The following is a 13,953-nucleotide window of genomic DNA, read 5'->3' on the forward strand; positions in this document are numbered from 1 at the left end:
TTCTATTTTTATATCAGGATATATTTTCAGAATCTCATTAATGATGATTCAATATACTCCATAAAAATCACACAGCAATTTAACATAAAGCAGAATCCTATTTTTTATGTTTTATCAAACATAGAATCTGCATTTCTATATGGGAGAAAGAATATGCATAATCATTCAGTCATGATAGTCGATGATCATCCAATCATTCGTCACGGCTTAAAAGAGTTGATTGAACTAGAACGAGAACTCATTGTGACTGCTGAAACCGGCAATGGTGAAGATGCGATTAATATCGCTTGCCAAATAAAACCTGACATTATTTTGATGGATTTGAAAATTAATGGCCTTTCAGGTGTTGATACGATTAAGTCCCTCCGACGAAAAGGGCTTGATTCCTATATTCTGGTACTCTCCGATTCAGATCACAGAGGTGATATTTACGATGCGGTTGATGCCGGTGCAAATGGCTATTTATTAAAAGATATCGAGCTTACTCCTCTATTGAACAACATAAAAAAAGCCATAGATGGTCATGCAGTTTTCAGTGAAAAAGTCCATCAATATTTATCTACCCGTCATCTCTATGTTGATCCGTTATCAAAATTAACCAAACGTGAATTAGACGTCTTAAAAGAAATCGCAGAAGGAATGACAAATAAAGAAATTGCTGATTTCCTTTTTATTTCAGAAGAAACCGTGAAAGTTCATACCCGTAACTTATTGAAAAAACTTAAATCCCGCTCCCGTCTCGAAGCCACTATCATCTTTCTAAAACATAGAAAAACAGATTTCATTTAACGTTAGATTCTCTCTTAACGTCCCCAATATGAAACACAATTTCCCTAATCTTTATCGGTGGGAAATTGTGAGTTATCAAGAATAATAAATTAATTTGTTTTTAATTTACCCAAAATATAATACATGATGATATTATATATAATTTATTACTTTATTGGAAGTTAATTTGCCTTTACTGATGGTTTAAGCATCCACAACATAAATGATAGGAAAAAGTGGATAGAGAAGTTGATAGAGAGGTGGATAAAAAGTATGCGCAAGAATGCGTTGTCTGGATAAAATACTAAATTTCCCGCATTATATCGGATATGTTAAACAAGACAAAACCAAGGCTTTCATCATGTCAGATGCCACTTCTCACAAAGTATCCATTCTCTACGGTATCAAAAACTGCGATACCATAAAAAAAGCGCGTCGTTGGTTAGAAGATCAAAAAATCTCTTATCAATTTCATGATTATCGGATTGATGGTCTATCCCCTGAGCTGCTTCAATCATTCATTGACCAAGTTGGCTGGGAATCTCTCTTGAATACTCGTGGTACAACGTGGCGCAAATTATCTGACGAACAAAAAGCAGCCATTAACAATGCAGAGGCTGCCAAGGCGCTAATGCTGGAGCAACCCTCAATCATAAAACGCCCTCTGTTGATCTTGAGTACAGAAGATTCAAAAAACAAGGGGACAGAAGCAGAGAAGTATTTGCTAGGCTTCAAGGCAGAACAATATGAACAATTTTTCTCCCATGGCTAGATAAGGATACTATCATGACTTGTCCAGTAATCGACCTTGCTCAACAGTTAATCAATCGTCCTTCTGTCAGCCCAGATGATCAAGGCTGTCAGGAACTTCTTATCCAGCGCCTGCAAGATATTGGCTTCACGATAGAACGAATGCCTTTCGGCGATACCTTGAATTTCTGGGCTTATCGTGGAACCGGAGTCACTTTTGCTCTTGCTGGACATACAGATGTCGTTCCTGCCGGAGATATCTCACAATGGCAAACTCCCCCTTTTGAGGCATCTATTCGTGATGGCATGTTGTATGGCCGTGGCGCTGCAGATATGAAAAGCTCTCTGGCTGCAATGGTTGTTGCTGCCGAACGTTTTGTTGCAGAGAATCCTGAGCATAAAGGCCGTCTGGCTTTTCTGATCACCTCCGATGAAGAAGCCAAAGCAGACAATGGTACAGTTAAGGTGGTTGAAGAGTTAATGTCTCGCCATGAACGTTTGGATTATTGTCTGGTGGGAGAGCCATCCAGCCAGCAATGCCTTGGGGATATGATAAAAAATGGTCGGCGGGGTTCTCTGACTGCCAATCTGACTATTTTTGGCATCCAAGGACATGTCGCCTATCCACAGTTGGCTGATAACCCTATTCATCGTGCGGTGCCTTTTCTGCAAGAACTCGTCAATACTCAATGGGATAATGGCAACGAATTTTTCCCTGCCACCAGCATGCAAATCGCCAATGTTCAGGCGGGAACCGGCAGTAATAACATTATCCCGGGTAAATTGTGGGTTCAATTTAATTTCCGTTTCAGCACCGAACTGACAGATGCCGAGATCCGCCAGCAGGTTGAAGATATGCTGAAAAAGCACCACCTCAAATACGAGCTTGATTGGTGGCTATCAGGTCAGCCTTTCCTGACTTGCAAAGGTGCTCTTGTTGATGCCGTGGTTGAATCCATTGAGCACTATTGTGGATATAAGCCAGAGCTATCAACTAATGGCGGTACATCAGATGGACGCTTTATTGCCAAGATGGGAGCACAAGTTGTGGAGTTAGGGCCAATCAATGCAACAATCCATAAAACAAATGAATGTGTCAAAGTGTCTGATTTACAAGAATTGAGCCTGATTTATCAACGTATCATGGAGCAATTAATCAAATGATGACACCTGAAATCTTAACCGGTCTGTCCACGGATCATTTAATCACGCTTACTGGCAATCACCGCTTGCAGTTTAATGCTACTAAAGCGTTTCTTGCCATGCAGAAAGAAGCAACTAAAGCAGGTTTTAAACCACAACCAGCCAGTTCGTTCCGTGATTTCACGCGCCAGCAAACTATCTGGAATGAAAAATTCCGTGGTCAGCGTCCAGTATTAGATGACAATAGCCAACCTCTTGATATCTCGAAAATGAGTGAAGGTGAACTTTGTGAAGCTATTCTTCGTTGGTCAGCATTGCCAGGAGCGAGCCGCCATCATTGGGGTACTGAGCTGGATATTTATGACCCCTTTCTGCTGCCAGAAGGTAAAAAATTACAGCTAGAGCCGTGGGAATATGAAAATGGGGGGTACTTTGAGCCATTAACCCATTGGCTGACAGAAAATATGTCTCGCTATGATTTCTACCGTCCCTTTACTCGCCATGACGCAGGCGTAGCTTATGAGCCATGGCATATCAGTTATTGGCCATTATCTCATGAAGCCGAAAATTTATTCGATGAACAAACCCTGTTGAGTGCTTGGGAGAATCGCGATATTGCCGGGATAGATTGGTTGAAATCCAATCTATCCTATATATTTAAAAAGTACATCAGGATAGTAGACTAAAAAACCGTGAATCAGAAAAATGGCAGATTAGCAAAATAGCTGACCATAAAAATGGTCAGCTTTAAAAAAGTAAAATCCAAAACAGTTAACTTAAAAATAGCTAATTATCAGAAATGACACATTAGGCTCTTGGGCTTCATGAAAGAGGCTCTTAACATTCCAAGGAAAATATTATGTCGAGGAAAATACCATGCATTGGTTAATAGATTATTGGTGGATTGTTCTGTTAGTGCTCATCGGCATTATCATTAATGCGGTAAAAGCGCTAAATCGCGTCGATCCAAAATCTTTCTTGGATAACAAACGTGAATTGCCCCCGCATCGAGATCTTAACGACCAATGGGATGATGATGAGGATGATTGGTCGCAGAAGAATCGCAAGAAATAACCCAGTTTCTCCAGTGATTGGCAAGCATTTTATCTATGTTTGCCAATGCATCAGCTGCCTCTTCCCGCCAGTGTGTCAGCAATGCCTTACGGCCACTCAAAGATAAATCACTAACACATTGTTCGATACTTAGTTGCTGTTGAAGATGTTTTCTCAACGCAGGCAGAGCCAAATTACTCATCAACAGTAATCTCTGTAATGCAAAATAAGACGCTGACAAAGGGCGATGAGCAAATGCAAATCCAGCCAATTCCTGCCAATCACTGGCATTAAGATTCTCGTCACTGCCATGCTCAACTGGCAAGGCAAAACCCAGTAACGATTCCAGTCCGCTGGCATCTCTGGATAATCGCTGTTGTGCGGATTGGGCAAATCGTTCCCCCTGTTCACTCAACGGCAAGACAGCCATCGCGGTATAACAACCACTGCTCGCTTCCCGATGGGTTCCCATTCTGACCAATCGAAAACCACATTTTTGCCACAGTGCCCAAAGATCAACGGTATAACCAAAACTGACAGAAATAAAATCCAGCTTTTGTTTACTGGCTTTCCGGCATTGCTGGATTATCAAATGTTGCGCGATACCACGGCGGCGATATTGGGCTTGTACAGCAATACGACTGACTCGCTGTGATCGCAAGATTGCAGCCTGCGGAAAACCGCTATGTGCTGCCAAGGATTGAGCCACCAAATTTCCTCTTGGCCGCCGACGCCCTGCCCATATCTCATGTGCCAATGCCTGTGACAAACCACCTTCGTCCACCATCCACAAAGCGCCTATCAATTGTTGCTTATGCTCTGAAGAATGGGTAATGGCAGCCTGGAATGTCATCCCGTTACCATCCATTAATCGACGCAAATCAAGAGGAGATGTACGATAATGCGCACTGGTTAATAATCCATAAAATTGACGCAATAATGTGGAATGTTGTAACCATTCGGACTGATGAATCGGATGAAAAGATAACTTTTCTTCGCTCAGATATTTTTCACTCAAAAGTTCTTGACTTGATCGCCCTTCACTTAACCGTGTGTCATAAACCCGCTGCTTATTATTAAATAACTGCCCATCATTGAATAACTGTTTATCATTGAATAACAAAGCACTATCCAGCCACGCTTCCAATGGATCATTTTCAGCCCAACGCATGGGCGTTTTCAATTCACGAATATGACAATCAGGTAATGCGGCACAAAGTTTCAACAAAAAACCACGCCCTGTTCCTTCATAACCTTGAACCGTCGAAGTCAATAATACTCGTGGAAAATAGCGGATCAATTCTGCCAATTGTGGTGTTGGGATCGCCGCGGCTTCGTCAATCAATAACCAATCAGCATCACTTTGATTTTCTTGCCCACCATTTTTCGCTCGGCAATATTTCAATAAATTGTCTACTGCCCAAAAAGGCGTTTCTTGTTCCAAAGATTTCTGCTCAGCATCCCCTAAGATACCGGAATAGCGTCGAATAACTTCCGTCGTTATTTTTGCGGGGGCACATAACCAGCATTTACCTTGCCAATGTCGCACCAACATACCTGCCAAAGCTGATTTACCCCGCCCGCGTGGTGCAGTAATCACCCAAACGCCTCGTGTAACCTGTAACAATTCTTCAAGAAGAGATTGTTGGCTGACTGTTGGGTTCCCATCAGGCATCTGCCACATTTCAGTTTGAGGCAACGCTGACATCTGAAAAGGTATTTCTTGACGCCATAGTAATACTTCAGGAAACGCGAGAATTTGCTGCTGAATATGCCAAATAAAATGAGGCGTTGGAATGTCACCTACTGATTCATTCCAGCGCAAACTATCTTCATCAGGCTGTTTTGCCCATTGTGACCAAGCGGGTACACACATCACCAACCAGCTTCCCGCTTTTAGTGTGCCAGCCAGTATCGCCAGTGCTTCAGCATTAAACCCCAGGGTTGCATCAAAGATACCGTGCAGAAATTCACGTCCAAGCAAACTAACCGCTTTGGTTGGGTCAATCGCTTTTGTTGGATCTATAACACCCGATGTATGAGCAGAAACTGTCAGCCAATCCCCTTGAAACTGTTTTGTGAGCTGATTGACGATCAATGCACTCCATTGAGGATCACCACTTAAAACAACCAAACGGCGCTGTCCCTGTTGTTGCATCTGTGCCTGCAATGCTATCCATGAGCTATGCACAGTCACGACTTACCAATCATGATCGATAAAAGACCAGCGGCAATCAGCGGGCCTACGGGTACGCCCCTGAATAGCGCCACACCCAACACCGTGCCAACCAATAACCCCGCAACCGTAGAAGGCTGACTAGACATTAAAGCAACACCACGGCTGCCCAACCATGACACAAGAACACCCACAGCAATAGCCAACAGGGATTTCCAGTTTAAGAAAGAGCTAAAAATTTCCTGCGCGGAAATTTTCCCACTGGCGATAGGTGCCATAACTCCGATAGTCAGGATCAGGATACCTATCGTCAAGCCATACTTTTCCACCCAAGGGAAAAACTGATTCAATGGCGTGATACGGACAACCAACAGAAATAGCATGGCAAGTGTCACTGTCATGTTATGGCTGATGATGCCAAGCCCTGCAAGTACAAGCAAAATAAGTAAAGTAGGATCAATATGACTCATTAGTTTTTATTTCCTATAAGACACTATAAAAACAATGTTTGATTATTTTTGAATCAGACAACATAAATTATGACACGGACTGGATAATAACTTAAAATTTTTGTATTTAATGAAAAATATTTTATTCAGTGGGTGAATGATTATATCTACATATAAAACAAACAGTAATGAAAGTGGTATGGAATAGATCTTCCTTATACTTCAATCACCATACCTAAATTGGGTGAACAGTGTGACCGCTTGCAGTTTGTTAACTCTCTTGCTTTAAGTAATAACATTGATAAATAATTATTCATACAAATCAAGATGCACCTTGTTTCTTGATAAGAAAAAGCATCACAACATGGCAATTTAGCCATAGCGTCAGTAACAAGCCAGTCTTATTGCGCTTTGCTGATAAATACCAACACTTTTACCAGGGTGAATTGCGGAAAGATTGTCAGAAGTAGTTTGCAATCAAGATGCATTCGTATAAGCAATATGAAAAAATTAACGTCCTCCATCATAATCTGCCTCTCCTTGGCAGGTTGCACCACGCAATGGGTACCTGCAACAAGTAATCCTGTCCCTTTCAGTGAAGCAAAAGTTGAGTGCAAGCTGTCAGCATTACAACAATTTCCTGTAAAAAATGAAGTAGCCCAGAGATCAACAATGAAAATGGTACAACAGCCTTGTATAAATAAAGATCAATGCGGAAAAAATGGTTACTACAGCCAGAATGTTCCCGTAACCGAAAGCTATGTGATGGATGTTAATGAGGGTTCCAGAAGAGAATCTTATCATGGCTGTATGCAACAGAAAGGCTGGAAACAGATAACCAAATCCCTGCTCTAACGTTGATTAAGCGCGTAAAATAAGAAAATAGGATGCCCTTTTTATTGCCGGGCATCCTTTTATTTTAATCAATACTTTTTAAACAATACTTTTTAAACAATATTTTTTAAGTAATCGTTTGCGTCATTAGTCCAAAATAACGCCAATACGGCGTGCAACTTCCTCATACGCTTCAATTAAACCACCGAGACTTTGGCGAAAACGATCTTTATCCATTTTATCCATCGTCTGTTTATCCCATAAGCGGCTACCATCCGGTGAAAATTCATCTCCCAATATGACTTTGCCCTCGAACAAGCCAAATTCCAACTTAAAATCCACCAGAATCAAACCCGCATCATCAAACAATTTGCTCAATACTTCATTGGCTTTGTAACTCAGGCGTTTCATTTCAGATAAATGCTCTTTGCTCACCCAACCAAATGTCTCACAGTAGGATTCATTGACCATAGGATCGTGTTTGGCATCGTCTTTCAGAAACAGATCAAACAGCGGCGGATTAAGCACCATCCCTTCTTCCACTCCCAGACGCTTGACAAGAGAACCTGCGGCACGGTTACGAATAACACACTCAACAGGAACCATATCAAGTTTTTTCACCAAGGACTCATTATCTGACAGCAGTTGTTCCATTTGCGTCGGAATACCCGCTTCTTCCAGTTTGCTCATAATGAAATGATTGAATTTATTATTCACCATTCCCTTGCGATCGAACTGTTCAATGCGTTCACCATCCAATGCTGATGTATCATTACGGAATTCCAGTACAAGCAAGTCAGGATTGTCAGTAGCATACACTGTTTTTGCCTTTCCACGATACAACTCAGCTTTTTTCTGCATTTTATACTCCAGAAATATGACATCTTTAAACGTAAATAATTAAACAAAAAACGCTTCCAAAATATAAAGGGGCCTTGGCCCCTTTACTATATTACTTATCTTTGGATTGGCTAAATGCGGCTTCCAGCACAGCCAGCATTTGATCATTTTCAGATTGAGTCAGCGGCTTACCTTTCTCACTGATAAACTGTAGGCTGCTTCGGTTATCCAAATCACCCACCTGCAACTTATAGCTTCCTTCGCTGATAGAAGGCGCTTCTACTCCCAACGCTTTCCAATCAGAAGAACTGCGTCCTTTATAAGTCACTTCTATCGCTCCCTTGGAGCGTGTACGATCCGTGATTTGCATACCAATGCTTTCCAACACGTATGGCAATCTGTTCCAAACTACGTTGTATGGCGCACGCACAATGATTTGTGGTAACCCGGTATTATCACTGCCACTTTGTAAAGACAATGCACCTGAGCTTTTAGCGCTGCTCAGGCTCGTAGCCTCCTGTTGCAGGCTTAAGCCACTGACCAATTTATTAAGCATTATTACATTGTAACGCTGGATTTCGGCTGGAGCGGTAATTTCCTTTTCTCCATGTTTCAAACCTTCATTCGAAACAGACAGAACTGTTTGATAACTTTGTTGGGTAACCGAAATACGGTAACGTCCCTGATAAGGAACATTTTCATCTGCCCGTTGCCATGTGATCCAATCAGTCGTCACGGTTTGTGCAGAATCATCTTTATGGCTGATTTTATACCCATTTTCTGCCAGCAGATTGTTTATCTGTGACCATAATTTGCTGTATTCCGGGGTATTCTCAAGCAACAACTTACTGCTGTTAGCACTATTTTCAACGCGGGAACCCGTCAGTAACGGCAGAACCTGCAATGGAGGACGTATATCCAAATCTTTTCCCACTGCCCCTGTTGAATCCGTTGCCGGAATATTATACTCGCCATTTTGCAGTGGTAATATCATTCCCGCAGGGATGTTCAATGTTTTCAGTGGAGGCATGTCAAGATAGGATTGATCCCCGCTGACTTGACGTTTATAGCGCTGATCGCTGGAGCAGGCAGCCAAAAAAACTACCAATGATAGACCAGCAATCTTCATGACCTTCGATTTTTGCAATAATGTTGCCATTAAAATTCCCTAAAATTTTACAGTAATCCAGCTATTTTCAAGGCCTTACCAACTGGAATTTGCCCTTCCTGCGTTAGCGGAATCATTGGCAAACGCAATGAATCATCGGCAATCAATCCCAATTGACGGCAAGCCCATTTAACTGGCGTCGGGCTAGGTTCAACAAATAATTGATGATGCAATCCCATCAGTCGGCTGTTCAGGCCACGAGCCTTCAAAAATTCACCTTGCTTAGCCAATTCACACACCTGTGCCATTTCCGCCGCCGCAGCGTTTGCGGTTACAGAAATAACACCTTTACCACCCAGCTGCATGAAATCGACAAAACTTGCATCATCACCACTCAGCAGAATGAAATTTTCATCATTAACCAATTCTTGGATCTGACTAACACGACTTAAGTTCCCTGTCGCTTCCTTAAGCGCAACAATATTTTTCAGTTTCGCCAAACGTGCGACAGTCGGAGGCAATAAATCACATCCGGTACGAGATGGCACATTATACAGAATTTGTGGTAAGTCAGTATTCTCAGCTACTGCCTTATAGTGCAAATATAAACCTTCCTGCGATGGTCTATTATAATAAGGTGTCACTGACAGGCAACCCACAACACCCGTGTTTTCAAAACAGTTGGTCAGAGAAATAGCTTCCGCCGTAGCATTCGCCCCTGTTCCTGCAATCACAGGAATGCGCCCATCAGCCATTTCCAATGTTGTCAGTACAACATCAACGTGTTCGTCATGGTTAAGTGTTGCGCACTCGCCAGTTGTTCCAACAGACACAATCGCAGATGTACCACTGGCGATATGATAATCAACTAATTTTTTCAAACCAGTCTTATCAATCTGACCAGCTGAGTCCATCGGAGTTATCAATGCAACTATACTGCCTGTAAAACCAGAATGCTCGCTTACCATTGCCATTTCCCCTTAGTTAAACCTTAAACTGCAAATGAGAAGTTCATGGTACTTTCTTGTTATACAGAAGAAAACTCTTTAAGCACGCGATTTCAATGAATTTTGTTAATATCAAGTGTAGCCAATTAAACAGAAATTATAATCATACTCTAAACTCCCTTAATAAATGCGATTGACCTTCTCCTGATCATTTTTTATGTTTAAACACAATATACACAGCAGACATCTATTAAAATTAAAGGAAAATCGCTTTGCCAACATCAGAACAGCATTTTTTAGTGATCACAGCCCTGGGTACCGATCGTCCCGGCATCGTTAATACCATCACCCGCCTCGTTAGTACATGCGGTTGTAATATTGAAGATAGCCGTCTGGCAATGTTTGGCGAAGAATTTACTTTTATCATGTTACTATCTGGTAGCTGGAACGCCATTACTTTGATCGAATCCACCCTGCCACAGAAGGGCGCAGAGCTTGAACTACTCATAGTAATGAAACGCACACGATGCGGTGTTCAGAAAAGATTTCCTTCGACCATCACCGTAAAAGTAGATGTAGATGATTCACCAGGCATTGTTGAACGTTTTACCAGTTTATTCACGGCCCAGGATTTTAATATCGCTGAACTGGTATCAAAAACTCAACCAGCCGATGGGAATCACCCTGCTCGCTTGCAGATTCAAATTACAGGCCACAACCCATCTGATGATAATGGCACGATATTTAAAGAAACCTTTCATCACCTATGTACAGAATTAAATGCACAAGGCAGCATTAGCGTACAAAAACATTCAAAAGTTGAAATATTACAACAAAAACGAAATAAAAAATAAAAACAAAGAATGCATATGGGTATGTACAGAGAAGAAAGATACTCAGCCTTCAATTTGGAGGCTGATTCTTAAGAAAAAGCCACGCCGGAGCGCAGCTTTGCATTCAAGATGTAAGCAGAATTAACGCCAATTGATACAAAACGCCTTGGTTTTATTTGTTTGTTTCAGTATCTCACCTAGTTTTCGTGAGTCATTATTGCTATATGCAACGGTGTATATATCGTTGGTGCTGTCTCCACTTAAAAGTGAGGAAGCGCCAAGATGATAGATTGTGTTATCAACGGTCACATGAATACTTTTCGTAAGTAGTCCTGCCACCTTCTCATGGCTCTCTTTCGAAGATACGATCAAATGCAACCAATCATACGTACTCCAATAGAATGCCAGAATATCTGTAATTTCTGTCTTATTTGAGATTATATTTAGAGTTCCAAAAGGAGATTCACTTCCACTGACCCATCCTCCCTCGTCGCTTATATATCCCCAATCCTGACCGTGATTAAACTTGCTGGTTCCTGATGTAAGATCAAAGGACAGCATACAGTTAAATTTCCAATCACAAGCCATCATATCTTCTTGAGTTGGCTGCCAAATTGAAAATTCACCACTTTCATTGATCTTTTCAATTTGGGGCGAAAAATTCGCCGACTTGGGGGCAAGGCGAATATACTCGTTAGAATCCTCCCAATCACTACGATACAACTGATTACCTAAATACACTTGAATGATTGCCCAAGGAAAAGAGCCAATTGGTGCCACTACAGCATCAATCTTAATTTTGAATTGGTCTGGATCAAATGGGCACTTGAGATCAGGTTGTTGATTTTCTGGCTTATTAACTTCAGACATAAATCCCTCACTTATTATTTGTTAAAGTTCAAGGCAATTTCATCCTACGGCTAAACCACCAAAAAATTTTACTTAAGTAAGATTATTGCTTCAATCAAATACCCTCGTGTAGCAAGACATATAATTTGATATATGATGAGTGATTCCCTGAATGGTAAGCTCAAAGTTTGCTACTATGTACATTTTACTGCTATGTACATATTTATTGTGAAACAAGATAAATACATATGAATAATATTGAATACAATGAGGCAAGAAGAAAAAATTTAACTTTAATTTCATATGCATGTATAACATGTGATGCATACCCATGTTAATGTAAGAATATAGCAGCATTAACGATAAATCATTTAAATCAAAACGACTAAACGGAGAATGAATGATGACTCCATTGAAAGCCGGTGATAAGGCACCTCAATTCAGCCTTCCTGACCAAGATGGCGAAACCATCAATTTGTCTGATTTCAAGGGGCAGCGTGTTTTAGTTTATTTTTATCCCAAAGCAATGACTCCAGGATGCACAGTTCAAGCATGTAACTTACGTGATACGATGGAAGAACTGAAAAGAGTTAATGTTGAAGTGCTGGGTATCAGCACAGATGCACCTGAAAAGTTATCCCGCTTTGTAGAAAAAGAGATGCTGAATTTCACATTGCTTTCTGATGTTAACCATCAAGTTGCCGAGCAATTTGGTGTTTGGGGAGAAAAGCAGTTCATGGGAAAAACCTATGACGGCATTCACCGCATCAGTTTCTTGATTAACCCGCAAGGTGATGTTGAACACGTTTTTGATAAATTTAAAACGAGCAATCATCATCAAATTGTACTGGATTATGTGAAAGAACATTAATCTTGTGTCTATCACCATATATCCTTCGCCTTTCAAGTTGCCGCTCCAACCATCAGGCGGCAACTTATTTACTTTTTCACTCGCTACTTTTCACGATTAATTCTCACGACTTAATTCCGCAACGAAACCCAATTCGACCAGAAAGCGAATATCAATTAACCCTGCTTGCGATGTTGCTGAAAAGATAAGGCTATAATCATCTGTGATTCTGTAATATTAGCAGTTACTTTTATCATACTTTTTCTTCAAATTTTTCTTCCGGCAAAACGTGGATGACGGCTTTGATTAAAGTAGCCAGTGGAATAGCAAAGAAAACGCCCCAGAATCCCCATAACCCGCCAAAAACAATCACAGAAAGGATGATGACAAGAGGATGAAGATTGACGGCTTCCGAAAACAAAATTGGCACAAGAAGGTTTCCATCTAACCCCTGCACTACCAAATATGCGATAAACAAAGTCCAGAAATCAGCCCCAATCCCCCATTGAAACAAAGCCACAACAATAACTGGAATAGTGACAAGTACTGTACCGATATAAGGAACGAGCACAGATAAACCGACCAAAACCGCAAGCAACAAAGAATAATGCAAGCCAAAAAAAGCAAATACAGCATACGTACAGATAGTCAAGATAACCATTTCTGTTACTTTGCCGCGGATATAATTGGTGATCTGCTGGTTCATTTCGCGCCATACTTTCCCTGCCAAACTGCGGTTACGTGGCAATATACGCTGTAATGCCACCACCATTTGTTTTTTGTCTTTTAATAGAAAGAACACCATCAAGGGAACAAGGATCAGATAAATCGCCAGCGTCAATAATCCAATCAAAGAAGCAACCGAAAACTTAAAAACGGATTCACCCGCTAAAGAGAGTTTGCTACGCAGATTATCAGCAACCATATCAATAATACCGGCATCAACCAGCGCAGGATAACGAGAAGGTAAAGTATGCGCATACTCATTAAACCGATTAATCATATTGGGGAGATCAGAAATTAAATTTAAACCTTGCTGCCAGACAGTCGGGGCAACAATCAAGATAATTAACGCGCTGATTCCCATAAAAATTGTTAATACAATAGAAACAGAGAGTGTACGACTACAGCCCAACCTTCCTAATTGTACCGTGGGCCATTCCAACAAATAAGCCAGTACAATAGCTGCAAGAACAGGTGCCAAAATCCCATTGAAAAAGTAGATGATCCCAAAACCAGCCAATAAAATAACTGATAATGCAACAACTTGTGGATCAGTGAAACGGCGACGATACCATTGCATGATCATATCCAACATAAATAAAACTCCTTAGAGATAACTCCTAATGATTA

At 41.1% G+C, this 13,953-nt stretch carries 15 protein-coding genes; 8 read left to right on the forward strand and 7 right to left on the reverse strand.

The annotated features are described in order from the left end of the window. Positions 1 to 153: 153 nt before the first annotated feature. The 5 genes from PSI14_RS01305 (at position 154) to PSI14_RS01325 (ending at position 3,735) form a co-directional block, all read left to right on the forward strand. Positions 154 to 789: a response regulator gene (locus PSI14_RS01305; protein WP_273574033.1), complete on the forward strand. Its 636-nt coding sequence runs from the start codon at positions 154 to 156 to the stop codon at positions 787 to 789. A gap of 340 nt (positions 790 to 1,129) precedes the next feature. After that, positions 1,130 to 1,540: an ArsC family reductase gene (locus PSI14_RS01310; RefSeq protein WP_273574034.1), complete on the forward strand. Its 411-nt coding sequence runs from the start codon at positions 1,130 to 1,132 to the stop codon at positions 1,538 to 1,540. A gap of 14 nt (positions 1,541 to 1,554) precedes the next feature. Further along, positions 1,555 to 2,682 carry a succinyl-diaminopimelate desuccinylase gene (gene dapE / locus PSI14_RS01315; protein WP_273574035.1) on the forward strand — a complete coding sequence of 376 codons (1,128 nt, stop codon included), beginning with the start codon at positions 1,555 to 1,557 and terminating at the stop codon, positions 2,680 to 2,682. Beyond that, positions 2,679 to 3,347, forward strand: a complete 669-nt coding sequence (locus tag PSI14_RS01320) for a M15 family metallopeptidase (protein WP_273574036.1) — start codon at positions 2,679 to 2,681, stop codon at positions 3,345 to 3,347. Before dapE ends, PSI14_RS01320 begins: the two co-directional genes overlap by 4 nt. Positions 3,348 to 3,537: 190 nt before the next feature. Continuing rightward, the gene (locus PSI14_RS01325; RefSeq protein WP_273574037.1) at positions 3,538 to 3,735 is read left to right on the forward strand and encodes a YpfN family protein; all 198 of its coding nucleotides are present in this window, start codon (positions 3,538 to 3,540) and stop codon (positions 3,733 to 3,735) included. On the opposite strand, the gene PSI14_RS01330 is transcribed toward PSI14_RS01325, so the two are convergent. Beyond that, positions 3,677 to 5,872, reverse strand: a complete 2,196-nt coding sequence (locus PSI14_RS01330; RefSeq protein ID WP_273574101.1) for a tRNA(Met) cytidine acetyltransferase TmcA — start codon at positions 5,870 to 5,872, stop codon at positions 3,677 to 3,679. The two genes, PSI14_RS01325 and PSI14_RS01330, sit on opposite strands and share 59 nt — an antisense overlap. Before the next feature lie 35 nt (positions 5,873 to 5,907). Beyond that, on the reverse strand, positions 5,908 to 6,360 hold the full coding sequence (locus tag PSI14_RS01335; protein WP_273556170.1) for a DUF441 domain-containing protein: 453 nt from the start codon (positions 6,358 to 6,360) through the stop codon (positions 5,908 to 5,910). Between the two features lie 480 nt (positions 6,361 to 6,840). On the opposite strand from PSI14_RS01335, the gene PSI14_RS01340 reads away from it, so the two are divergent. Then, positions 6,841 to 7,194 (forward strand): hypothetical protein, encoded by a 354-nt coding sequence (locus PSI14_RS01340; protein ID WP_273574038.1) that lies wholly within the window; start codon positions 6,841 to 6,843, stop codon positions 7,192 to 7,194. A 126-nt stretch (positions 7,195 to 7,320) separates the two neighbouring features. On the opposite strand, the gene purC is transcribed toward PSI14_RS01340, so the two are convergent. The 3 genes from purC to dapA form a co-directional block, all read right to left on the reverse strand. Then, on the reverse strand, positions 7,321 to 8,034 hold the full coding sequence (gene purC, locus PSI14_RS01345; RefSeq protein WP_273574039.1) for a phosphoribosylaminoimidazolesuccinocarboxamide synthase: 714 nt from the start codon (positions 8,032 to 8,034) through the stop codon (positions 7,321 to 7,323). Positions 8,035 to 8,125: 91 nt separating this feature from the next. Beyond that, the gene (gene bamC, locus PSI14_RS01350; RefSeq protein ID WP_273574040.1) at positions 8,126 to 9,172 is read right to left on the reverse strand and encodes an outer membrane protein assembly factor BamC; all 1,047 of its coding nucleotides are present in this window, start codon (positions 9,170 to 9,172) and stop codon (positions 8,126 to 8,128) included. Positions 9,173 to 9,189: 17 nt separating this feature from the next. Next, entirely contained in the window at positions 9,190 to 10,089 is a 900-nt protein-coding gene (gene dapA, locus PSI14_RS01355) for a 4-hydroxy-tetrahydrodipicolinate synthase (protein WP_273574041.1), read from the reverse strand. 251 nt (positions 10,090 to 10,340) lie between these two features. On the opposite strand from dapA, the gene PSI14_RS01360 reads away from it, so the two are divergent. Further along, positions 10,341 to 10,922, forward strand: coding sequence for a glycine cleavage system transcriptional repressor (locus PSI14_RS01360; RefSeq protein ID WP_273574042.1), 582 nt, complete (start codon positions 10,341 to 10,343; stop codon positions 10,920 to 10,922). A 120-nt stretch (positions 10,923 to 11,042) separates the two neighbouring features. Here the strand turns inward: PSI14_RS01360 and PSI14_RS01365 are convergent, their stop codons facing one another. After that, positions 11,043 to 11,771 (reverse strand): DUF2829 domain-containing protein, encoded by a 729-nt coding sequence (locus PSI14_RS01365; RefSeq protein ID WP_273574043.1) that lies wholly within the window; start codon positions 11,769 to 11,771, stop codon positions 11,043 to 11,045. A 382-nt stretch (positions 11,772 to 12,153) separates the two neighbouring features. Between PSI14_RS01365 and bcp the strand changes: the two genes are divergently transcribed. Next, a complete protein-coding gene (gene bcp, locus PSI14_RS01370; RefSeq protein WP_273574102.1) occupies positions 12,154 to 12,621 on the forward strand; it encodes a thioredoxin-dependent thiol peroxidase in 468 nt (155 codons plus the stop codon). A gap of 232 nt (positions 12,622 to 12,853) precedes the next feature. Here bcp and PSI14_RS01375 read toward each other — a convergent pair whose 3' ends face one another. After that, positions 12,854 to 13,918, reverse strand: coding sequence for an AI-2E family transporter (locus PSI14_RS01375; RefSeq protein WP_273574044.1), 1,065 nt, complete (start codon positions 13,916 to 13,918; stop codon positions 12,854 to 12,856). Between the last annotated feature and the right edge of the window lie 35 nt (positions 13,919 to 13,953).

The sequence above is a fragment of the Xenorhabdus anantnagensis genome (assembly GCF_028598555.1).
GTDB lineage: Bacteria > Pseudomonadota > Gammaproteobacteria > Enterobacterales > Enterobacteriaceae > Xenorhabdus > Xenorhabdus anantnagensis.

Excerpts from the sequence above, each read along its gene's own strand:
- dapE (WP_273574035.1), top strand. The coding sequence starts at position 1,555 with ATGACTTGTCCAGTAATCGACCTTGCTCAACAGTTAATCAATCGTCCT.
- purC (WP_273574039.1), bottom strand. The coding sequence starts at position 8,034 with ATGCAGAAAAAAGCTGAGTTGTATCGTGGAAAGGCAAAAACAGTGTAT.
- PSI14_RS01340 (WP_273574038.1), top strand. The coding sequence starts at position 6,841 with ATGAAAAAATTAACGTCCTCCATCATAATCTGCCTCTCCTTGGCAGGT.
- PSI14_RS01335 (WP_273556170.1), bottom strand. The coding sequence starts at position 6,360 with ATGAGTCATATTGATCCTACTTTACTTATTTTGCTTGTACTTGCAGGG.
- dapA (WP_273574041.1), bottom strand. The coding sequence starts at position 10,089 with ATGGTAAGCGAGCATTCTGGTTTTACAGGCAGTATAGTTGCATTGATA.
- PSI14_RS01375 (WP_273574044.1), bottom strand. The coding sequence starts at position 13,918 with ATGTTGGATATGATCATGCAATGGTATCGTCGCCGTTTCACTGATCCA.
- bamC (WP_273574040.1), bottom strand. The coding sequence starts at position 9,172 with ATGGCAACATTATTGCAAAAATCGAAGGTCATGAAGATTGCTGGTCTA.
- PSI14_RS01305 (WP_273574033.1), top strand. The coding sequence starts at position 154 with ATGCATAATCATTCAGTCATGATAGTCGATGATCATCCAATCATTCGT.
- PSI14_RS01325 (WP_273574037.1), top strand. The coding sequence starts at position 3,538 with ATGCATTGGTTAATAGATTATTGGTGGATTGTTCTGTTAGTGCTCATC.
- PSI14_RS01320 (WP_273574036.1), top strand. The coding sequence starts at position 2,679 with ATGATGACACCTGAAATCTTAACCGGTCTGTCCACGGATCATTTAATC.
- PSI14_RS01365 (WP_273574043.1), bottom strand. The coding sequence starts at position 11,771 with ATGTCTGAAGTTAATAAGCCAGAAAATCAACAACCTGATCTCAAGTGC.
- bcp (WP_273574102.1), top strand. The coding sequence starts at position 12,154 with ATGACTCCATTGAAAGCCGGTGATAAGGCACCTCAATTCAGCCTTCCT.
- PSI14_RS01310 (WP_273574034.1), top strand. The coding sequence starts at position 1,130 with ATGTCAGATGCCACTTCTCACAAAGTATCCATTCTCTACGGTATCAAA.
- PSI14_RS01330 (WP_273574101.1), bottom strand. The coding sequence starts at position 5,872 with ATGCAACAACAGGGACAGCGCCGTTTGGTTGTTTTAAGTGGTGATCCT.